20 protein-coding genes are annotated in these 19,330 nt (G+C 63.5%); 11 read left to right on the top strand and 9 right to left on the bottom strand.

What is annotated here, in order from left to right; genetic code table 11:
• Position 1: 1 nt before the first annotated feature.
• Both J3454_RS08450 and J3454_RS08445 read right to left on the bottom strand, forming a co-directional pair.
• Positions 2-235 carry a ribbon-helix-helix domain-containing protein gene (locus J3454_RS08450; RefSeq protein ID WP_349513329.1) on the bottom strand — a complete coding sequence of 78 codons (234 nt, stop codon included), beginning with the start codon at positions 233-235 and terminating at the stop codon, positions 2-4.
• A gap of 69 nt (positions 236-304) precedes the next feature.
• Positions 305-475, bottom strand: a complete 171-nt coding sequence (locus tag J3454_RS08445; protein WP_349513328.1) for a hypothetical protein — start codon at positions 473-475, stop codon at positions 305-307.
• A 405-nt stretch (positions 476-880) separates the two neighbouring features.
• On the opposite strand from J3454_RS08445, the gene dcd reads away from it, so the two are divergent.
• The 3 genes from dcd (at position 881) to J3454_RS08430 (ending at position 3,016) form a co-directional block, all read left to right on the top strand.
• The gene (dcd, locus tag J3454_RS08440; RefSeq protein ID WP_349513327.1) at positions 881-1,435 is read left to right on the top strand and encodes a dCTP deaminase; all 555 of its coding nucleotides are present in this window, start codon (positions 881-883) and stop codon (positions 1,433-1,435) included.
• Between the two features lie 61 nt (positions 1,436-1,496).
• Entirely contained in the window at positions 1,497-2,672 is a 1,176-nt protein-coding gene (locus J3454_RS08435; protein WP_349513326.1) for a saccharopine dehydrogenase family protein, read from the top strand.
• A gap of 89 nt (positions 2,673-2,761) precedes the next feature.
• Positions 2,762-3,016: a hypothetical protein gene (locus J3454_RS08430; RefSeq protein WP_349513325.1), complete on the top strand. Its 255-nt coding sequence runs from the start codon at positions 2,762-2,764 to the stop codon at positions 3,014-3,016.
• A 78-nt stretch (positions 3,017-3,094) separates the two neighbouring features.
• Here J3454_RS08430 and J3454_RS08425 read toward each other — a convergent pair whose 3' ends face one another.
• Complete coding sequence (locus tag J3454_RS08425; RefSeq protein WP_349513324.1) at positions 3,095-5,290, bottom strand: TonB-dependent receptor; 2,196 nt, start codon at positions 5,288-5,290, stop codon at positions 3,095-3,097.
• A gap of 290 nt (positions 5,291-5,580) precedes the next feature.
• Between J3454_RS08425 and J3454_RS08420 the strand changes: the two genes are divergently transcribed.
• Together J3454_RS08420 and J3454_RS08415 are read left to right on the top strand one after the other, a co-directional pair.
• Complete coding sequence (locus J3454_RS08420; protein WP_296719151.1) at positions 5,581-5,763, top strand: DUF3008 family protein; 183 nt, start codon at positions 5,581-5,583, stop codon at positions 5,761-5,763.
• 64 nt (positions 5,764-5,827) lie between these two features.
• Positions 5,828-6,280, top strand: a complete 453-nt coding sequence (locus J3454_RS08415; protein ID WP_349513323.1) for a ferritin-like domain-containing protein — start codon at positions 5,828-5,830, stop codon at positions 6,278-6,280.
• A gap of 2 nt (positions 6,281-6,282) precedes the next feature.
• On the opposite strand, the gene J3454_RS08410 is transcribed toward J3454_RS08415, so the two are convergent.
• A complete protein-coding gene (locus J3454_RS08410; protein WP_349513322.1) occupies positions 6,283-6,774 on the bottom strand; it encodes a YidH family protein in 492 nt (163 codons plus the stop codon).
• Between the two features lie 120 nt (positions 6,775-6,894).
• On the opposite strand from J3454_RS08410, the gene J3454_RS08405 reads away from it, so the two are divergent.
• Positions 6,895-7,254, top strand: coding sequence for a PRC-barrel domain-containing protein (locus tag J3454_RS08405; RefSeq protein ID WP_349513321.1), 360 nt, complete (start codon positions 6,895-6,897; stop codon positions 7,252-7,254).
• Between the two features lie 66 nt (positions 7,255-7,320).
• Here J3454_RS08405 and J3454_RS08400 read toward each other — a convergent pair whose 3' ends face one another.
• Together J3454_RS08400 and J3454_RS08395 are read right to left on the bottom strand one after the other, a co-directional pair.
• A complete protein-coding gene (locus J3454_RS08400; protein WP_349513320.1) occupies positions 7,321-8,412 on the bottom strand; it encodes a mechanosensitive ion channel family protein in 1,092 nt (363 codons plus the stop codon).
• Between the two features lie 42 nt (positions 8,413-8,454).
• On the bottom strand, positions 8,455-9,321 hold the full coding sequence (locus J3454_RS08395) for a glucose 1-dehydrogenase (RefSeq protein WP_349513319.1): 867 nt from the start codon (positions 9,319-9,321) through the stop codon (positions 8,455-8,457).
• Positions 9,322-9,578: 257 nt separating this feature from the next.
• Between J3454_RS08395 and glf the strand changes: the two genes are divergently transcribed.
• Complete coding sequence (gene glf, locus J3454_RS08390; protein ID WP_349513318.1) at positions 9,579-11,918, top strand: UDP-galactopyranose mutase; 2,340 nt, start codon at positions 9,579-9,581, stop codon at positions 11,916-11,918.
• Positions 11,915-13,351, top strand: a complete 1,437-nt coding sequence (locus J3454_RS08385; protein WP_349513317.1) for a glycoside hydrolase 5 family protein — start codon at positions 11,915-11,917, stop codon at positions 13,349-13,351. The genes glf and J3454_RS08385 overlap by 4 nt, the downstream gene beginning before the upstream one ends.
• On the opposite strand, the gene J3454_RS08380 is transcribed toward J3454_RS08385, so the two are convergent.
• Both J3454_RS08380 and J3454_RS08375 read right to left on the bottom strand, forming a co-directional pair.
• Positions 13,348-13,893, bottom strand: a complete 546-nt coding sequence (locus J3454_RS08380; protein ID WP_349513316.1) for a CinA family protein — start codon at positions 13,891-13,893, stop codon at positions 13,348-13,350. The two genes, J3454_RS08385 and J3454_RS08380, sit on opposite strands and share 4 nt — an antisense overlap.
• A 12-nt stretch (positions 13,894-13,905) precedes the next feature.
• Positions 13,906-14,412 (bottom strand): hemerythrin domain-containing protein, encoded by a 507-nt coding sequence (locus J3454_RS08375; RefSeq protein WP_349513315.1) that lies wholly within the window; start codon positions 14,410-14,412, stop codon positions 13,906-13,908.
• Positions 14,413-14,591: 179 nt separating this feature from the next.
• Between J3454_RS08375 and ku the strand changes: the two genes are divergently transcribed.
• The 3 genes from ku to ligD are packed head-to-tail and all read left to right on the top strand — an operon-like array spanning position 14,592 to position 18,446.
• Complete coding sequence (gene ku / locus J3454_RS08370) at positions 14,592-15,455, top strand: non-homologous end joining protein Ku (protein WP_349513314.1); 864 nt, start codon at positions 14,592-14,594, stop codon at positions 15,453-15,455.
• Complete coding sequence (locus J3454_RS08365) at positions 15,455-15,943, top strand: MgtC/SapB family protein (RefSeq protein ID WP_349513313.1); 489 nt, start codon at positions 15,455-15,457, stop codon at positions 15,941-15,943. The genes ku and J3454_RS08365 overlap by 1 nt, the downstream gene beginning before the upstream one ends.
• Positions 15,927-18,446, top strand: a complete 2,520-nt coding sequence (gene ligD / locus J3454_RS08360; protein ID WP_349513312.1) for a DNA ligase D — start codon at positions 15,927-15,929, stop codon at positions 18,444-18,446. Before J3454_RS08365 ends, ligD begins: the two co-directional genes overlap by 17 nt.
• Positions 18,447-18,478: 32 nt before the next feature.
• On the opposite strand, the gene J3454_RS08355 is transcribed toward ligD, so the two are convergent.
• A complete protein-coding gene (locus J3454_RS08355; RefSeq protein ID WP_349513311.1) occupies positions 18,479-19,216 on the bottom strand; it encodes a Crp/Fnr family transcriptional regulator in 738 nt (245 codons plus the stop codon).
• Between the last annotated feature and the right edge of the window lie 114 nt (positions 19,217-19,330).

Below are 19,330 nucleotides of genomic sequence, written 5' to 3'. Positions count from 1 at the left end.
CTCAGCGGTTCGTCACCAACCACACCCGGATCGCGCTGGCGAGGCCTGGCGGGGTGGGCGACTTGATCCGCTCGGCATCGATCCTGCCCACCAGCGCGGCCACTGCGATGCCCTCGGCCTCGGCGGCAGCGCACAGCATCTCCCAGAACAGCGGTTCGAGGCTGATCGAGGTCTTGTGCCCGGCAATTGCGACCGAGCGTTTGACTGGGGGATGATAATGGGAGGGCGGCTGCATCGCGCTGCCTTAGCAGGCTTGGCGCAGCCTGTCCGCAGTGTCGCAATCGCGGATCATGGCCGGAACCTTTTACGCCAGAGCATCCGCTTGCGCTTCGGTGGCGAACCACGGGTAGCTCAGCCATGCGGTGATGTTGACGATCAGTACGCCGAGCAGCGGAAAGCCGCGCAGGACGTCCAGTTCACCGATACGCGCGCCGGATGTGACCGGCGCAGCCGCAGCGCTTTGCGCAATATTCATCTCTGCCCCCAAACCGCTGCGTTACCCCGGCACCCGGATCGCCGCGTTGCGCAAGCAGAAGTCGCAGCGCGCCGCAGCACGGTCAATTGCCGCGACCGTCAATAATGCGTCAATTCCGCAAGGCGGCGGCTGTTGCGCGGTGCGCTAAGTCCGCCAAGTGGCCTGATATCCATCCCTGCCGCGGCGGGAGGCGCAAAAAAAGCCCCTGCCGCGGAGGCAGGGGCATGGAGTCTGGGGCAGAATGCCCCTCGGGTCGCGATTGCCCTTTTACCTTAGCGCCTGAGAATTTCTCGTGACAAACGCTGTTAGGTCACGCGGAGGCGTGCCTTTTCGTGCCCACCGGGAAGGGGGATATGTCCGCCGCGCACCTTGCCCTGCGGCGCGGCATCGGGAATCCCTTCGTTCATGGCGATTCTTTCCGACAAATGGATCCGCGCACAGGCGCAGGCACATGCGATGATCGAACCCTTCGTCGAGGCCCAACGGCGCGACGGAGTGATTTCCTATGGCCTGTCTTCGTACGGTTATGATGCGCGGGTGGCGGACGAGTTCAAGATCTTCACCAATGTCGACAGCGCGGTGGTCGATCCCAAGAATTTCGCAGCCAACAGCTTTGTCGACCGCAAGACCGATGTGTGCGTGATCCCGCCCAATTCCTTCGCGCTGGCCCGCACGGTCGAATATTTCCGCGTGCCGGAAGATGTGCTGGTGATCTGCCTTGGCAAAAGCACCTATGCGCGCTGCGGGATCATCGTGAACGTCACTCCGCTGGAGCCGGGCTGGGAAGGGCACGTGACGCTGGAGTTTTCGAACACCACGCCGCTGCCCGCCAAAATCTACGCCAATGAAGGCGCGTGCCAGTTCCTGTTCCTGCAGGGTAACGAGCGCTGCGAGGTCAGTTACAAGGATCGTGCGGGCAAATATATGGGCCAGCGCGGGGTAACGTTGCCGAAGCTTTAGGCCCGTAACGCTAGACTTGGCCCGCTCCCTCGCGCATCATCTTGCGCAAAGGAGACTGTCCATGAGCACCCGCGAATTCGACATCATCATCTTCGGCGCGACCGGCTACACCGGACGACTTGTGGCCGAACATCTCGCCCAGCATTACGGTACGCGCGAGGATGGTCCCAAATGGGCGATGGCGGGGCGCAGCCTGGCCAAGCTTGAGGAAGTGCGCGGATTGATTGCGGCGCCCGACACCACGCCGCTGGTGGTGGCGGATGCCGACGACAGTGCCGATCTGGAAGCGATGTGCCAGCGCACCAAGGTGGTGCTGACCACCGTCGGCCCGTACCAGCTTTACGGCGACAAGCTGCTGGCCGCCTGCGTGAAGACCGGCACCGATTACGCCGATCTGTGCGGGGAGCCTGCATGGATGGCCGAAAAAATCGCCGAGCATCAGAACGCGGCTGCCGCCAGCGGCGCGCGCATCTGTTTTTCGAGCGGGTTCGATTCGATCCCGTTCGATCTCGGCGTGATGATGACCCAGAAGGCCTGCGTCGAACGCTTCGGCAAACCTGCGCCGCGCATTCGCGGGCGGGTGCGGGCGATGCAGGGCACGTTCTCGGGCGGCACTGCGGCCAGCCTCGGCGCAACGATGAAGGCGGCGGCGAAAAGCCCCTCGCTCATCAACGTGCTGCGCAACCCTTTTGCGCTCACCCCCGGTTTCGAAGGGCCGGATCAGCCCTCGGGGATGATCCCCAGCCACGAGGAAGACCTCGGCAAGTGGTCCGCACCCTTCGTGATGGCACCGATCAACACCAAGAACGTGCACCGCACCAACTTCTTGCTCGGCCACCCCTATGGCACCGATTTCAAATATGACGAGATGATGCTGACCAGCCCCGGCGATGCGGGCAAGGCGGCGGCCAATGCGGCGCTGGAATTCATGAAGAACCCGTTCGGCAACAAGCCGCCCAAACCGGGTGAGGGGCCGACCAAGGACGAGCGCGAGAACGGCTTCTACGATGTCGTGTTCGTCGCCGACATGGCCGATGGGCAGCGGCTGCAATTCGGGGTCAAGGGCCGGTATGATCCGGGTTACGGTTCAACCTGCCGGATGTTGAGCGAAACCGGCATCGGATTGCTTTCGTGCGACAAGCTTGGCGGCATCGGCACGCCGGGCAGCTTCCTCGGCGAAGATCTGGTCAAGCGGCTGGAGGAGCACGCCGAACTGACTTTCGCGGTCGAAGCCTAAGCCGCGCTGATGCCCGCTGCGCAATGGAACACGCGGCGGGCGGGCGCGTTCGTCAGGGAAAGGGGCATCGTTGTGACGAAAGGCGTCCCATGCCCGTTTCTTCCCTGTCCCTCACCCAGCTTCAGGTGCTTCTTCCGCTGCTAAGCGCGCTTTCGCTGCTGTCGGCGGCGTGGCTGGTGCTGCATGCGCGCGACGTGGTGCTGTTGCTGCGGCAGGCCTTCCCGCTCGAGCCGGGGCGAGGACGCAGGCTCGCGAGCTTCAAGGCGGTAAGCGCAGTACTGACGCTGTTCGGCTTCAGCCTTGCGGGCGAAATGTTGATTATTGCTCGGGTAGCGCCGAGCTAGCAGCCCATAGAAAGGGGGCAGCCGGTTACCCGACTGCCCCCCTGCGACCCTGTGCCGGGTAAGATGCGAAAAGGTGCCTTAGAAGCTCATCCGCACGCTAGCGCGGAAGTTGCGGCCCACCAGCGGGACGAAGTCCTTGGTGAAGCTCGCATGGCGGCGGCCGTTGACGTCGAAGATGTTGTCGGCCGCGACCAGGACGGTGACGTTCCGGTTGTTCGCCAGCGGCCGCCAGGCGACCAGCGCGTTGACCAGTGTGAAACCTTCCGTTGCGGTCTCGAAGGCAGTGACGCGGTCCTGATCGTCGAACCACTGCACCTCGCCGCGCACATCGAAGGCATCGGTTTGCGCTTCCAACGCGCCGAGCAGGCTGAGTGGCGGGATGCGCGGGACGGCGGTGCCATCGGCCAGCTCCGCCTCGACATAGGAGGCGCGCAGGTCTGTCAGCAGCCGGAAGCTGCCGGTGTCGATGACCGGATAGGACACGTCCGCTTCGATCCCGACAAAATCGGCATCCTGCTGAAGGTACTGGAACACCGGCAGTTCATCCTCTTCCTCGCCGGTTTCGTTGAGGAAGATGTAGTTGCCGAACCATTGCCGGAACGCGGTAAGACTGAATGTACCCGCGCCGATGCTGCCGCGGGCGAAGGCTTCCACACCCCACGCGTTCTCGGTGTCGAGATCGGGATCGCCGATTTCGAACGCCTGCGTAGCGATGTGCGGGCCGTTGGAGAACAGCTCCTCGGCGCTCGGTGCGCGCTCGGCGCGTGACCCGTTGATGCCGACGCGGATGCCTTCAACACCCTCATACACAAGGCCGAGCGCACCGGAGAACGTCTCGTAATCGCGCTCTACACCAAGGGTCTGCGCCTCGACATTCGTGAATTCGGCGCGGGCGGCGGCTTCGATCTGGAACGGGCCGGTGCCGAATTCCTGTAGCGTAAAGACGGCGATCTGATCGGTCAGGTTCGGCGGCACATAGGCTTCTGCGCCCTCAGCGAAGAAATCGCGGTGGGTGTATTGCAGGCCAGTCGATCCGCGCAAGGCACCTTGAGTGCTCTGCACCAGTTCGGCGCGCGCTTCGATGCTGGCGCTGTCGAACACGGTGCCCACTTCGGCACCTTCGAATTCGGTGTGGGTGTAATCCGAATAGCCCACCCGCAGCTTCAGCCGTTCGAACGCGCCATCGCCGAGATAGACGTCGCCCTTGAAGTCGGCCCGGATCTGTTCAAGACCGATGGTGATGATTTCCTCACCTTCTTCCTCTGTGCCCTCTTCCTCTTCGCCTTCCTCGCCGTGGTGGTGGCCTGCACCGGGACGCGTGGGGACGCCGTAGCTGGAATCGTAATAGCCGAGCGATGCGCCGAAGGTGCTTTCGCCGAGGATCAGCCCGAACCCGGCATTGACGGTCCAGCTTTCGGCGCCGGTGTTGGGCACGGTGCCGCGCTGGCCGGCGGCTTCGCGCAGTTCTTCGGCTTCCTCGAATTCGCCTTCTTCCTCCTCTTCGGCGGCATCCGCGAGCAAGTCGGCGCGCAGCGCGTCGGAGACCTGGAATCCGCCGATGTCGATGTCGCCGCTCTCGCGCCATGACCCATCGACATGCAGCACGAGGTTCGATCCGACGCCGACATCGAGCGAGGCCGCCCCGGTGCGCATGTTGGTCGCGCTGTCGACGCCGCCGAACGCATCGAGGTGGAACGCTTCGTCGGGCATCCGGGTGGGGATGCGCTTGTCGATCACGTTGACCGCGCCGCCGATCGCCTGACTGCCATAGAGCAGCGCGGCGGGGCCGCGCAGCACCTCGATCCGCTCGACCGTAATCGGATCGATGGTGGTGGCATGATCGACCGAGGTGTTAGAAACATCCGCTGTGCCGACTCCGTCGATCAGTACGCGCACGCGCTCACCCTGTTGGCCGCGCAGCACCGGGCGAGATGCGCCCGGTGCAAAGCTGGTGGAGGACACGCCGGGAATCTTGGTGAGCAGGTCCCCGATCTGGCCGGTCACGATGTCGCGCTGGATGTCGCGCGCTTCGAGCACGGTGGTGCCGGCAAGAACGTCAAGCTCGCGCAGGCCCGAGGCGCTGACGATAATGTTGCCCGGCCCTTCGGTCTGGCGATTGTGGAGATCGTCGTCGACCTGCGGTTCGCCGTTGGCAGGCTGATCCTGCGCTTCGGCAGCCTCGTCGGCGAAGGCAGGACTGCTGGTGATGGAGAGGGCCAGAACGGCGGCGAGGGCGAAGTGCGAGGGCGCGAGACGAGTCTTGCGAGTGGTCATGGAGTTTCCCGGCGTTTGTATGAGATAACGTATCATGCAATTATCAGTGTCGACGGCGGATGCAAGCGGAAAACCAGCGTCCGACCGCTTGCAACCCATCAGGTGCGGCATTTATGCGACAATGGCGCGCGCCGCTTACCCCTGCGACCGGTTGCTCGCCTAATTTTGCTTCCGAGACTGCAAACGCTCATCACTGACATTGGTGTCTTGGGATAAGGCCAACCCGTGCAGGCGCGGACATCCTGACAATTCGCCCCGTCCCACTGGAGGGTCCCATCGGAGGATTCCACATGCCCGCCAAATCAAAAGCCCAGCAAAAGGCAGCCGGAGCCGCTCTCGCCGCCAAGCGCGGCGATCAGCCCAAGAATAGCTTGAAAGGTGCATCGAAAGACATGGAAAGCTCAATGTCGGAAGACGAACTGGAAGAGCTTGCCAGCACCGACCGCAAATCCCTGCCCGAACGCAAGAACTGAGCGGCCGCCAATGTTGCCCATAACCAGCACCGCCTTAGGCTTTGCGGATTCGAGGAGGAACCCCGTGTCCCACGAAGATCATGAAGTATCGCTACTCAATTCGCTAATCGAAGCCACGATGGACAGTGTCGAGGGCTACCGCGAATCCGCCGACAAAGCTGCGAATCACGAACTCAAAGGCCAGCTTGCCGAGCGGGCGATGGAGCGCCTGCAGGTGGTGGGGCTGCTTCGCGACCAAGTGCTGCTTCTGGGCGGCCAGCCGCGCGAAACGGGCGGTATCCTTGGCGGGGCCCACCGGATGTTCGTCAATCTCAAGTCGGTCGTCGCCGCTCGCGACGAAGACGCGCTGCTCGAAGAAATTCGGCGCGGAGAGACGCATCTGATCAACCGTTTCGATGAGGCGCTGGCAGATCGCAACGCATCGCCCGACACGCGGGAGGTGATCGCAGCGGCTCATGGCCGTATCTCTGCCGGATACGGCAAGATGCTGGCGCAGGTTTCGCAGCGGATTTCATAGCGTCAGGCGGCCGAAGGTCGCGTGCCGGGGCGCCGCTCCTCCTTCTTCTGCTGTTGATGCGGCTGCTGCTGCTGCTCTGCCCCACCTCTCGGAGAATAGCCGGGGGTTTCAGGAATCAGCAACCAGATTGCTGCCGCCAGCGCGACCGACAGCAGCGTCAGGAACCACGACAATATCCGGATGCGAACCGGTGTGAGCGTGCTCACCGCGTGGGTGTCGAGCCGGCCTAAAACCCGCCGCGCGCGTTGCTCCGCAGACAGGAAGATATAGGCAGACACGATAAGGAATGCGGTCGCAATCGCCTTGGGCACCCACACCGGGTCAATCGACCCAAACAGCGCATTGAAACCCAGCCCGATCCCGATCGCCGCCATGCCGGTGCGCACCCATCCCGCAAAACTGCGTTCATGTGCAAGGATGGTACGATCTTCGGCAAGATCGGTACGATCCTCGGCCAGATCCTCTCGGTCTTCGGATCCCTTGTTTCTCTCCATCGCGCCACAAAGGCAGTTCAGGCGAATGGCCGCCGCAACATAGGCTAGGCTGATTTATGTGAGTGTCGCCGCTGGCCCTCAGCCGCAGCCTCAGTGCGTTCAGAAATGGAGGAACGCACAATGGCAAATTCGGTCAACACCAACGAAACCGGGCAGCTCATCGCTTCCGACAAGGTCGAGGGAACCGCAGTCTACGACCGTTCGGGCGAACGGCTCGGCACGATCAACAACTTTATGGTCGATAAGCGGTCGGGTCAGGCAAAATATGCCGTCATGCAGTTCGGCGGATTTCTCGGGATCGGCAGCGATTATTACCCGATCCCGTGGGACATGCTCGACTATGACGTCAATCAGGGCGGCTATGTGGTCGATCTCGATCAGGACAAGCTCAACGACGCACCGCGTTACCAGAGCCAGGAGCCGGACTATAACGAAGCATATGACCGGCAGGTCTACAGCCACTATGGCGTGACCTACTGACGCGAAGCCGGAGGCCGGTTGCCCGGGCCACAGGGTCCGGGCAGTCGGTCACCGGCGCGGCGATGTTCAGCTTTGCTCCGGCGGCTCCAATGCCACGCGACTGCGGTTGAGGCTGCCGGACAGTTCCCTCGCGATGAACCCGGTGACGGCCTCCCTTACGTCGCAGCGCAATTCGAACAATTCGCTGCCGTTGCGCCCGCTCATCAACACGCGCACTTCGAGCGCCTGCGCGGTCATGTCGGTCACCTGCACTTTGGCCACGCGCCCATCCCACAGCTGGTGCCGCTCCACCGCTTCAAGCGCGATCTCGCGTAGCCGATCGACATCGGCGGCATGATCGACATAGACCATGACAGTGCCCAGCAGATGACTCGTCTCGCGGGTCCAGTTCTCGATCGGCTCTTCCATCAGATTGGCGACCGGAACCACCAGTCTGCGATCGTCCCAGATCTTTAGAACGACATAGGTCAGCGTGATGCTCTCCACCCGCGCCCATTCGCCGCGGAAGACAATCACGTCATCGATCCGCAGTGGCTCGGTAAAGGCGAGCTGCATGCCTGCAACCAGGTTCTTGAGCAGCGGCTGCGCGGCCACGCCCACCGCCAGACCGGCAAGCCCTGCGGAAGCCACCAACGCCATGCCCACTTCGCGCACTGCGGGGATCTTCAGCAGCATCAGGCCCACGGCGATCACCGCCACCACCACGGTCGCGACCCGAGCGAGGATGTCGGCCCGCGTGCGCTTGCGCCGGGCTTCCAGATTGTCGACCGCGCTCAGATCGGCCTGCATACGAATATAGCGATGGACAAGCCGGATCGCGGCAATCGCCAGCCAGCCCCACAGCAGCGGCATCGCCGTGCCGGCGATGGTTACCACCAGCTCTGCGGTTTCCTCGCTGCGCATCGCGATATCGTCGGTCCAAAGCAAGACCAGCGCCACGATGATCCAGCGCAGAGGCCGGGACAGAAGCGGTAGCAGCGCCTCATCCTGCGTCGAGCGCGTGCGCCTGACGATGCGGCGAACGGCGAACACCAGCGCGGCATGGACGGCAAGCCCCGCCAGCGCCAGCATTGCGGCGGCGCCCAATGCCGCAGCCGCATCGACCAGATCGACCCGGGCCACAGGGATCCGCGCGGCTAGGTCCTGCAACAGATTCATGGCGGAAGGGTTCGGGAATTGCGTCATCTTGTCAGCGGCGGTTCAGCTGCCGACGACGATCCCGCCGTTGGGATGCAGAATCTGCCCGCTCATGTAGCTGGAATCCTCGCACGCCAGAAACAGGAACGCGGGCGCGACCTCGTTGGGTTGTCCCGGACGGCCCATCGGGGTGGATTCGCCGAAACCTTCCAGCTTCTCCTTACTCGCGCCGCCGAACGGATTGAGCGGGGTCCAGATCGGCCCCGGCGCCACGCCGTTGACCCGGATGCCCTTGCCGACGAGGTTTTCCGACAGGCTGCGGGTGAAGGCCGTGATGGCGCCCTTGGTGGCGGAATAATCCAGCAGCTCGTCCGCGCCCTTGTACATCGTCACCGATGTGCAGTTGATGATCGCCGCGCCTTCCTTCAGATGCCTCATCGCGGCCTGTACCATGTAGAACATGCCATAGACGTTGGTCTGGAAGGTGCGCTGCAACTGCTTTTCGGAGATTTGCGTCACGTCCTTGTCGGGATGCTGCTCGCCCGCATTGTTCACGAGGATGTCGATCCGGCCGAACGATCGGACCGCAAGGTCGACGATTTCGCGGCAATGGTCGCGCTCGCCGATATTGCCCGCGATGGTTACGGCCCTGCCGCCCTCTGCCTCGACCAGTTCAGCGGTTTTCTGGGCGTCTTTATCCTCTTCGAGATAGGCGATCACGACGTTCGCACCCTCGCGCGCGAACAGCACGGCGACAGCGCGGCCGATGCCGGAATCGCCCCCGGTAACGATCGCGACCTTCCGATCGAGCCGGCCGGAACCAGGATAGCGCGGCTCCCATTCGGGTTTGGGTTCAAGCTCGGACTCGCTGCCCGGCAGCTTGCCTTCCTGCAACTTCGACACGGTCTTTTTCGATACGGTCTTCGCCATTGGTGGGTATCCTTCAAAGCAACGCAGGGGAAGGTCGCGCGGCGCCAGAACGCATGTCTGGCAGCCCGCGCGAAGACTGCGGGCGCGGCTGCGCCATCCCAACAACATGGGTTCGGAAAACGGGAGAATTCGGGCGAAAACCTGCAGCTTCACCTATGTAAGACAGCGGGCGATTGCGGCGGGCTAGGGATTGATTCGACCAGCCGCGACTCGCCGGCCCATTCCGGCAGGTGGCTGGCACCCCGGAGCCTTACGCGATGCACCGCATACCCCAGCACAACCCTACGCCTGCCGCATCAGAGCGCCCGGTCATCATCTGCTTTTCGCATCTTCGCTGGAACCTGGTATTCCAGCGGCCGCAGCACATCATGACCCGGCTGCTCGATCAGTTCGATGTCATCTACTGGGAGGAGCCGCGCCGCGATCCGGCGTGCCGCACGCCGCATCTCGACTGCGTCACGTTGAGCGACGGGCCTATGCGCGTGGTGCCGGTCCTGCCCGACGGCCTCGATGCCGAGGCAAGCGAGCACGCGCTGCGCCAGCTGCTCGATGCCGAACTGGCGGGCCAGACGTGCCCTGTCATATTCTGGTACTACACGCCTATGATGCTGGCGTTCAGCGCTTCGTCAACGGCGGACCTGGTGGTCTATGACTGCATGGACGAGCTGGCGAACTTCGCCTTCGCGCCGGAAGATATCGCCGCACGCGAGAACGAACTGCTGCGACGCGCGGACATGGTCCTGTGCGGCGGACGCAGCCTGTACGAAGCGCGGCGCGGGCAGCATCACAACATCCATTGCTTTCCTTCGGGCGTCGATATCGCGCATTTTGCCCGCGATGCGGCAGACGTGCTCGACCCGCAGGATCAGGCGCAGCTGGCGCATCCACGGCTCGGCTTCTACGGCGTGATCGATGAGCGGATGGATCTTGAACTGCTGAGCGAAATGGCGCGCCTGCGCCCGGACTGGTCGTTCGTGATGGTCGGCCCGGTGGTGAAGATCAGCCCCGATGACCTGCCGCGCCCGGCCAATATTCACTGGCTCGGCCGCAAGGAATATGGCGAGCTGCCCGCCTACGCCGCGCACTGGGACGCGGCGCTGATGCCGTTCGCGCGCAATGCCTCGACCGAGTTCATCAGTCCGACCAAGACCCCGGAATACATGGCCAGTGGCCTGCCGGTGGTCTCCACCCCGATCACGGACGTGGTGGAAAGCTACGGTGCGTGTCCCAGTATCCGGATCGCCGAGGACGCATCCGGCTTCGTCGCGGCGTGCGAAGATCTGCTATCCGCCGGGGCGGCGACGCGCGGGGACTGGCGTGCGCAGGCAGAGCAGTATCTGGCGGACAAGAGCTGGGACCGCATCGTCGGGGCCATTGCCCGCAAGGTGCAGAACGCGCTGATCACACGGCAGGTTACCAAGATCATCGGCACCGGTCCGAGGCGGGAACGGCGGCATTACGATGTGCTGGTGGTCGGCGCGCGCTTTGCAGGCGCTGTCATGGCCGAACGGATTGCGGCAGGTTCCGACCGTTCGGTGCTGGTGATCGACAAGCGCGACCATGTCGGCGGCAATGCCCATGATTTCCATGATGCGGCGGGCATTCTGGTGCACAAATACGGCCCGCACATCTTCCACACCAACAGCCGCGACATCTTCGAATACCTCTCGCGTTTCACGGCGTGGCGGCCTTACGAACACCGCGTGCAGGCACAGGTGGACGGCAAGCTGGTGCCGATGCCGATCAACCGCACCACGCTGAACCGGCTTTACGGGCTGAACCTTTCGACCGAGGAGGAGGCGGCCGCATATCTGCAATCGGTCGCGGTCGATCCGGGCGAAATCCGCAATTCGCGCGACACGGTCGTGGCGCAGGTGGGCGAGGATCTCTACGCCAAGTTCTTCGAAGGCTACACTCGCAAGCAGTGGGGCATGGACCCGCGCGATCTCGACAAGAGCGTGGCTGCGCGGGTTCCGGCGCGCACCAGCACCGATGACCGCTATTTCACCGATGACTACCAGTACATGCCGGCGCTGGGCTACACGGCACTGTTTCAGAACATGCTGGCGCATCCCGATATCGACGTGATGACCAGCCAGTCCTTTGCCGGGCTTCCCGCCGGGATCACGTGGGATCATCTGGTCTGGACGGGGCCGGTCGACGAATATTTCGGATATCGGCTGGGCCGGCTGCCCTATCGCTCGCTGCGGTTCGAGCATGAGACGCTGCCGCTCGCACAGGCGCAGCCGGTGGCGGTGGTCAATTACCCCGATCCCGCGAGGCCCTATACCCGCGTCACCGAATACAAACACCTGACCGGGCAGAACGCGCCGGTCACCAGCATCACCCGCGAATACCCGGCAGAGATGGGCGATCCCTACTATCCCATTCCCAATCCTGAAGCGCAGGAGTTGTACCGCCGTTATGCCGCGCTTGCCCGCACCTGCGATGGTGTGACCTTCGTCGGCCGGCTGGCGACCTACCGATACTACAACATGGACCAGATCGTCGGGCAGGCACTGGCGACGTGGCGGCGGCTGGATGCCGCATGGCGACAGGAGGAGGCTGCGCTCATCGAGATGGTGGCGGCGGAATGAGACACGCCGAAGCTCTGCGCGAACGCGTCATCAGCCGTTCCGATGCGCCGCCAATTGCGCGAAATTGGGTGCGCTGCGCCAGTAAGGCGCCCTATTTCGAAACCGAATCCGGCGCTGTCTGGACTCCTGTTGGCGTCAACGAGGCTGTCACCTGGCCCAACATCGCCCCGCTTTACCGCAGGCGTGATCCCGCAGCGGTCGAACGGTACTTCGCGATGCTTGCCGCCAGCGGCGTCAACTGCGTCAGGATGATGCTCGATTATAGCCAGGTTTCGCACCGCCATCTTGAAACCCGCTGCGGCCGGTTCAGCCCGGCGATGGTGCAGCTGTGGGACGATCTCATCGCCTTGGGCGAGCGGCATGGCATCCGGTTCCTGATCACGCCCTTCGATACCTTCTTCATGGCCCGGCGCTGGCGCAGCCATCCTTACTCGCGCGCGGCCGGTGGGCCGTGCCGATCGGTCAGACAAATGTTCACCTGCGCCCGCACGTGCGCCGCCATCATCAATCGCCTCCGGTTTGCTACCCGGCGCTGGGGCCACAGTCCGGCGATCTTCGGCTGGGACCTGTGGAACGAGATCGACAGCTTCTATTCCGGCGGCGACATGGCCGCTGTTGAAACCTTCGTCGCCGAGGTTTCGGACGCGCTCCGCACCGAGGAACTGCGGCTGCATGGGCGCGCGCACCTGCAGACGGCATCGGTCTATCTGCCGGTGCTTGAGAAACGCCCGGAACTCGCGGACATCGCGTTCCGCCATCCGTCGCTCGATTTCGCCAGTGTCCATCTTTACGATCGCGGCACGATCGATCACCCGCGCTGTTCGCTGGACCCGGCCAAGGCCACCGTACGGCTGATGACGAAGGCGCTGGAGCAATGCCCGCCGAACCGTCCGCTGCTCGATACGGAGCATGGGCCGATCCATGCCTTCACGGACCACCACATCAGCCTGCCTGATGATTTCGATACGGATTGCTTCCGCCGCACACAGTGGGCGCATATCGCAAGCGGAGGCGCAGGTGGCGGGATGCGCTGGCCTTATCGTAAGCCGCATGTGCTGCTGCCCGAAATGCATCGGGCGCAGACGGTGCTGGCGCAGTTCCTGCCGCTGGTCGACTGGCACCGCCTGCAGCGCCGACCGCTGGGAACGCGGCTCATGGCGCATGACTTCATCGGGCTGGCCTGCGGCTGCGGCGACGAAACTCAGGCGGTCGTCTGCCTGATGGCGGCGCCCGAGCAGGGCGGCAAGCCCGCAGCGCTGGAGGTTTCGGGCCTCGAACCGGGCAGCTACAAGGTCACTCATGTGAACACCGTGACCGGCGAACGGGAAAGCAGCCAGGTTCACACACGCCAGGATGGCACGCTGATGGTGCTGGCTGGTGCTGCCGGACAGGACGTGGCGTTGGCGCTGGTGCGCGACACAACCGAAGATTAGTCGGCAGTGCGTCCGGTCACTGTGCGGATGCCGATCGTCAGGGCTGCGAAAGCGGCGAGGTTACGCACCTCGCTGCGTGGTCGCTGGCCGTAATCGACGCGGTAAACCCATGATTGGCTAGGGATGGCAGCACCGACATAGACGACACCGGGGCCTTCTGACTCCTCCATATCCGGCGTTCCCGCAAGGCCGGTGATCGCCAGGGAGAGATCGCAGCCCGCACGCGACAGGCTGTTTTCCGCCATGGCGCGGGCCACCGGCTCGCTGACTGCGCCATGCCGATCGATCAGGTCAGGGCCGATGCCCAGCATCTGCTGCTTGGCCGCCTTGGAGTAGGTGACGAAGCCCCGGTCCAGACAATGGCTCAAACCCTCGATATCGGTCAGTAGCGAGGCAAGAAAGCCGCCAGTGCAGCTTTCCGCGGTCGCCAAGATCATGCCTGCCCGATCAGCCTGAACCAGCAGGCTTCGCGCCGAGGCCCGCAGTTGCGCCATGTCCGGCACGCTGCCCTGCGCCCAGTCCTGTCCTGCCGCCTGTGCCATTTGACGCCGATATCAGGCCTGAAGCGCGACCTGCTTGGGCTGCGGCAGGTCACCATCCTTGGCCTGCTGCTGCAACTGCGCTTTCAGCTCGGCCATTTTCTCGCCGAGCGCATTGAGATCGAACTCGGTCTTGCGCACTTTTGCAAACATGCTGCCGCGCTGGCGTTCCTCCTCGTAGACGTGGTGTTCGACCTGCTCCTTGAGCACGCTCACCTTGGCATCATAATATTCGTCCGATGGTTCGGCATTCTGCAACGAGACGATCAGCGCCTTTGCGCTGTCGTGTTCGACCTGCGCTTCGTTCATCATGTCGGCTTCCACCGCGTCGCGTATCGCGGGGTAGAACACCTGCTCTTCCACCATCGTGTGGATGATCAGTTCTTCGCAAATCTGGTGCACGATTTTTTGCTGGGCGGATGCGCCGCGCGCGCTTTCATATTTCTCGAACAGCGATTCCACCTTGCGGTGATCGTCGGCCAGCATCTGCAGCGCGTCGCGCTTGTTGTTCTTGTCGGTCATGGTTGGGTTTTCCTGTGTTCGAGTCGGCAGACGACCATGATCCCTGTGTCGTCCCGCCCGCGCCCGGAGGCATACGCCTATGTTAGTGTGGCAGCCCCGAACCTGTTTCAGACCGCAAGCTGGGCACGCATCCTCGCAATCTGATGCCCGCAAGACAAGGTTGAAAGAAAACACCGCAAATGGCTGCACGTGCATATTGGTCTGGGCAGATACGGCTGGCGCTGGTCTCGATCCCGGTCGAGATTTTCTCCGCCACGCAATCGGGTGCGAAGATCCGTTTCAACCAGATCCACCGTCCGAGCGGCAAACGCATCGCCTATGAAAAGGTGGTCCCCGGCATCGGACCGGTCGACCGCGACGACATCATCAAGGGCTACGAGATCAGCAAGGGCAGCTATGTCCTGCTGGAGGAGCGCGAGATCGAAGCGGTTCGGATCGAAAGCAAGCGCACGCTTGAACTGGTGCAGTTCGTGGACAACGGCGAGATCGATCCGCTCTATTTCGAAAAGCCCTATTACGTCGCGCCCAAAGATCAACTCGCCGAAGAAGCTTTCGTGGTGCTGCGCGACGCGATGCGGAAGGCGGGCAAGGTGGGACTGGGGCAATTGTCCGTGCGCGGGAGCGAGAAGCTGGTCGCGCTCAAGCCCTGCGGCAAGGGCCTGCTGCTGGAAACCCTGCGTTACGCCGACGAGGTGCGGCAGGGGCGCGCGTTCTTTGACGATATCGACGATATCAAGCCGGGTGCGGAACTGCTCGACCTTGCGACCACGCTGATCGACAAGCGCACGGCGCCGTTCGATGCAGGCGAGTTCGAGGATCGCTATGTCGAAGCGCTACGCTCGATGATCGAGAAAAAGGCGAAGTCGAAGTCCGGCAAGGCGATCATCGATGATGTCGAAGCGCCGGTCGCTACAGGCGGCAACGTGATCGACCTGATGGCCGCGCTCAAGAAATCCGTCGGCGGGGCCACGGGTGGCAGCAAGGGCGCCAAGAAGGCACCTGCGAAGAAGAAGGCTTCAGCCAGCACCCGCAAGAGCGCCTGATGGAACTGAACGCTGCCGTTCCCCTGGCTGGGGCCGATGCTGACCTCGTGCTGCGGCTGGGCCTTGCGGCCGTGCTCGGCCTGCTGCTCGGGCTCGACCGCGAATTGCGCGGTCACGCCGCCGGGTTGCGCACCCACGGCCTGATCTGCCTTGCCGCTGCAACGATCACGGTTTCGGTCATCGGGCTTTATGGCGCGATGGATATGCCCAACGCCGATCCGCTGCGCCTGTACGAAGCGGCAGGGGCGTTCATCGGCATCATCGGCGCAGGGCTTATCGTGTTCAACAAGGGCGAGGTGCAGAACATCACCACCGCCGCGCACCTGTTCCTGACGGCGGTGATCGGAATCGCCTGCGGCGCGGCGCAGTGGCCGCTGGTGGCGATTGCCACGCCGGTCGGGCTGCTGATGCTGTCCGTTCTGGGGTTGCTCGAACGCAAAGCCGACAAACTTCGCGGTAAGAGTGCGGACGATGCCCGCAAAACGTGATCCCCTCGCCCAATACAATGCGAAGCGCGACTTTGCCAAGACGCCGGAGCCTGCGGGCAAGGCGCAGGCGGGCACTTCCGGCCACCGCTTTATCGTGCAGAAGCACGACGCCACGCGGCTGCATTGGGACCTGCGGCTGGAAATCGGCGGTGTGCTAAAAAGCTGGGCGGTGACGAAGGGGCCAAGCCCCGATCCTTCGATCAAGCGGCTTGCTGTGCGCACCGAGGATCACCCGATGTCCTATGCCGATTTCGAAGGCACGATCCCCAAGGCCGAATACGGCGGCGGTACAGTGATGCTGTGGGATCGCGGGACGTGGGTACCGGTTCCCGGCAAGAGCGCGAAGGATCTGGACAAGGGCCACCTGCACTTCACTCTGGATGGGGAGCGGATGAAGGGTGAATGGCTGCTGATCCGGCTCAAGCCCAAGCCGGGCGAAAAGCGCGAGAACTGGCTGCTGCGCAAGCTCGACGATGCTCATTCAGGCGCAGGCGACACGCTGGTGGAACAGGGGCTGACCAGTGTCCTCACCGGTCGATCGATGGCTGAGATCGCGTCGGGGAAGGCGGGTAAGGCAAAGCCGCAGGAAGACCGGGGCACCGTTCCCGCCCGCATGAAGCAGGCAGCCAAGGCTTCTGGAGCGGCAAGGAAAACATCGCGCAGGTCCGCCGCCGCACCCCTGCCCCGGTATCGCCCGCCGCAGCTGGCGACGCTGGTCGACGACGTGCCGACCGGGAATGGCTGGATGCATGAGATCAAGTTCGACGGTTACCGCGCGCTGGCGGCGGTCAAGGGCCGTGAGGTTCGCGTCTATACCCGCTCAGGTCAGGACTGGACGGACAAGTTCGGCCCCCTGGTCGAAGCCTTGGCCGGGCTCGACTTGCCTTCGGCGCTGCTCGACGGCGAAATCGTCGCGCATGATGCGGCTGGGAACCCCGATTTTGCTACCTTGCAGAAGGTGCTGAAACGTGGCCACGGCGCGCAAGGGGCAGGCGATGCGCTCGCCTTCCACGCCTTCGACTTGCTCGAACTCGGCGGCGAGGATTTGGCCGGGCTGCCCAATATCGAGCGCAAGGAGCAGCTCGAAGCGCTGCTCGCCGGGGCAGCACCGCCGATCCATGTGGCCGATCATGTCATCGGAGCGGGCGAGCGCCTGCTGCGCGGAATGTGCGATGCCGGGCAGGAGGGGATTATCTCCAAGGCGATCGCCGCGCCATACGCCTCGCGCCGCAGCCGCGACTGGGTCAAGGTCAAGTGCACGCGGCGGCAGGAATTCGTGATCGTCGGATGGAAGGCGTCTGCATCGCGCGGTCGCCCGTTCGCCTCGCTGCTGCTGGCCCAGCACGAGGGTGATACGCTGGTCTACAGGGGTAATGTCGGCACCGGTTTCGACAGCGAGACCCTTGCCAATCTCGCCGCCAAAATGAAGCGGATCGAACGCAAGACGCCCCCGCTGGAAATGGATCGCGCCGCCGCGCGCGGGGTCACATGGGTCACACCCAAGCTGGTGGCCGAGATCGCGTTTGCCGAGTTCACCGCCGAGGGCCGTGTGCGCCATGCCAGCTTCCTCGGTCTGCGGGGCGACAAGCCTGCGGGCGAGGTGCGCCCCGAACAACCCGAACCCGCGCCTGACAACACCGCGGCCAAAGTCGCTATATCCAACCGCGACCGTGTGATCTTCCCCGATAGCGGCCAGACCAAGGGCGAATTGGCCGATTACTATGCCGCCATCGCGCCGCTGATGCTGCCGTTTGCCGCCAATCGCCCGGTCAGTCTGGTGCGGTGTCCGCAGGGCCGGGCGCGCAAGTGCTTTTTCCAGAAGCACGACAGCGGCAGCTTCGGCGAAGGAGTGCACCACATCCCCATCCGCGAAAAGGACGGCGGGCACGAGGATTACCTGTTCATCAAGGACGCGCGCGGCATCCTGCAATGCGTGCAGATGGGCACGATCGAATTCCACGGCTGGGGCGCGCGTGCCGATGCGGTCGAAGCGCCAGATCGCATGGTGTTCGATCTCGATCCCGACGAGGGGCTGCAATTCCGCACCATCACCCGCGCTGCGAGCGACATTCGCGCCCAGCTCGCTGATCTCGGGCTGGTGAGCTTTGCCATGCTGTCGGGCGGCAAGGGCGTGCACGTGGTGGTGCCGTTGACGTCCGGGCATTCATGGGACGAGCACAAGGATTTCGCGCGCCGGTTTTCGGAGGCGCTGGCGCTGGCCGAACCCGAACGCTTCACCGCGACCATGTCCAAGGCCAAACGCAAGGGGAAGATCTTCATCGACTGGCTGCGCAACCAACGCGGAGCGACGGCGGTCCTGCCCTACTCCGCCCGCGCCCGCAGTCATGCTCCGGTGGCGGTACCAATCCCCTGGTGCGATCTGGAGCAGGCGGACAATGCCCAGCCTTTCGGGATCGGCGATGCTGCCGCGCTGATCCGGCGCGCCCGCTCGGCTGCCCTGGCAGGCTGGGGCTTTGCCGCGCAGACGCTGCCGGCGGTCTAGGCTCGGTAGCCTGGGCCCAGCTCGCCTTCAGCCTATTCGCGGTTGAAATGCAGGTAGTTGTCGTTGAACATCGCCACTTGTTTGAGCTTGTCCAAGTCCAGAATTGTCAGCTGGCGTTCCGCCAGTTCGATCAGCCCTTCGCGCCGCATCTCCTGCAAGGTCCGATTGACATGGACCAGGCTGAGCCCGTTGGCCTCGGCCAAGGTGTGCTGGGTGATGGGAAAATCGAAGCTGTGCCCCTGCACTAGTCCGACCGCCTTGAGCCGTTGATACAGCTCGACGAACAGATGCGATAGCCGCTCCACCGGTGTGCGCTGCCCGATCGACAGCAGCCATTCGCGCTGGATGCCCGAAGCCACCATTTCGTGCCACAGCAGCACTCGCAGCAGGTGCGGACGCGCATCCAGCACCTGCTGGAACTGCTGCGGCAAAATCTCGTAATATCGCACCGATGTGAGCGCGCCGATCGAATGGTCGAGCTCGCTCAGTATATAGACGCTCAGGTCGCAGAAATCGCCCGGCAGGAAGAAGCCGACGAGCTGCCGCCGCCCGTCGGGCAAATCCTTGTAACGGCAAGCCCAGCCAGACACCAGCAGGCGGATGACCGTGGGGTTCTCCCCTTCGCGGGCCAGATCGGCGCGTGCGTCCTTGGTGCAGATCGGCCCGACTTCGAGCATGGACAGTGCCGCGCGGTCATCGTCATCGAGCACCATGTAGCGGCTGAGCAGGCGAAACAACGGCTCGATCCCCGCAGAGGCCAATTCTGTCATTTGTCACCCCCCTTGATTCGCCGAGGCCCACATCCCCGACGTACTAGAATCTAATCATTTTTATCAGAAGATGCCGGGATGATGCGACTGGTTGCACCAAACGCAAGCTATGGC

Source organism: Erythrobacter sp. NFXS35, from assembly GCF_040148725.1.
GTDB lineage: Bacteria > Pseudomonadota > Alphaproteobacteria > Sphingomonadales > Sphingomonadaceae > Erythrobacter.
This window is presented reverse-complemented; position numbering and strand designations above follow the sequence as displayed.

Excerpts from the sequence above, each read along its gene's own strand:
- J3454_RS08365 (WP_349513313.1), top strand. The coding sequence starts at position 15,455 with ATGGAACTGAACGCTGCCGTTCCCCTGGCTGGGGCCGATGCTGACCTC.
- J3454_RS08400 (WP_349513320.1), bottom strand. The coding sequence starts at position 8,412 with ATGAATCTGTTGCAGGACCTAGCCGCGCGGATCCCTGTGGCCCGGGTC.
- ku (WP_349513314.1), top strand. The coding sequence starts at position 14,592 with ATGGCTGCACGTGCATATTGGTCTGGGCAGATACGGCTGGCGCTGGTC.
- J3454_RS08450 (WP_349513329.1), bottom strand. The coding sequence starts at position 235 with ATGCAGCCGCCCTCCCATTATCATCCCCCAGTCAAACGCTCGGTCGCA.
- J3454_RS08410 (WP_349513322.1), bottom strand. The coding sequence starts at position 6,774 with ATGGAGAGAAACAAGGGATCCGAAGACCGAGAGGATCTGGCCGAGGAT.
- J3454_RS08430 (WP_349513325.1), top strand. The coding sequence starts at position 2,762 with ATGCCCGTTTCTTCCCTGTCCCTCACCCAGCTTCAGGTGCTTCTTCCG.
- ligD (WP_349513312.1), top strand. The coding sequence starts at position 15,927 with ATGCCCGCAAAACGTGATCCCCTCGCCCAATACAATGCGAAGCGCGAC.
- J3454_RS08435 (WP_349513326.1), top strand. The coding sequence starts at position 1,497 with ATGAGCACCCGCGAATTCGACATCATCATCTTCGGCGCGACCGGCTAC.
- J3454_RS08425 (WP_349513324.1), bottom strand. The coding sequence starts at position 5,290 with ATGACCACTCGCAAGACTCGTCTCGCGCCCTCGCACTTCGCCCTCGCC.
- glf (WP_349513318.1), top strand. The coding sequence starts at position 9,579 with ATGCACCGCATACCCCAGCACAACCCTACGCCTGCCGCATCAGAGCGC.
- J3454_RS08420 (WP_296719151.1), top strand. The coding sequence starts at position 5,581 with ATGCCCGCCAAATCAAAAGCCCAGCAAAAGGCAGCCGGAGCCGCTCTC.
- J3454_RS08355 (WP_349513311.1), bottom strand. The coding sequence starts at position 19,216 with ATGACAGAATTGGCCTCTGCGGGGATCGAGCCGTTGTTTCGCCTGCTC.
- J3454_RS08405 (WP_349513321.1), top strand. The coding sequence starts at position 6,895 with ATGGCAAATTCGGTCAACACCAACGAAACCGGGCAGCTCATCGCTTCC.
- J3454_RS08375 (WP_349513315.1), bottom strand. The coding sequence starts at position 14,412 with ATGACCGACAAGAACAACAAGCGCGACGCGCTGCAGATGCTGGCCGAC.
- dcd (WP_349513327.1), top strand. The coding sequence starts at position 881 with ATGGCGATTCTTTCCGACAAATGGATCCGCGCACAGGCGCAGGCACAT.
- J3454_RS08445 (WP_349513328.1), bottom strand. The coding sequence starts at position 475 with ATGAATATTGCGCAAAGCGCTGCGGCTGCGCCGGTCACATCCGGCGCG.
- J3454_RS08380 (WP_349513316.1), bottom strand. The coding sequence starts at position 13,893 with ATGGCACAGGCGGCAGGACAGGACTGGGCGCAGGGCAGCGTGCCGGAC.
- J3454_RS08385 (WP_349513317.1), top strand. The coding sequence starts at position 11,915 with ATGAGACACGCCGAAGCTCTGCGCGAACGCGTCATCAGCCGTTCCGAT.
- J3454_RS08395 (WP_349513319.1), bottom strand. The coding sequence starts at position 9,321 with ATGGCGAAGACCGTATCGAAAAAGACCGTGTCGAAGTTGCAGGAAGGC.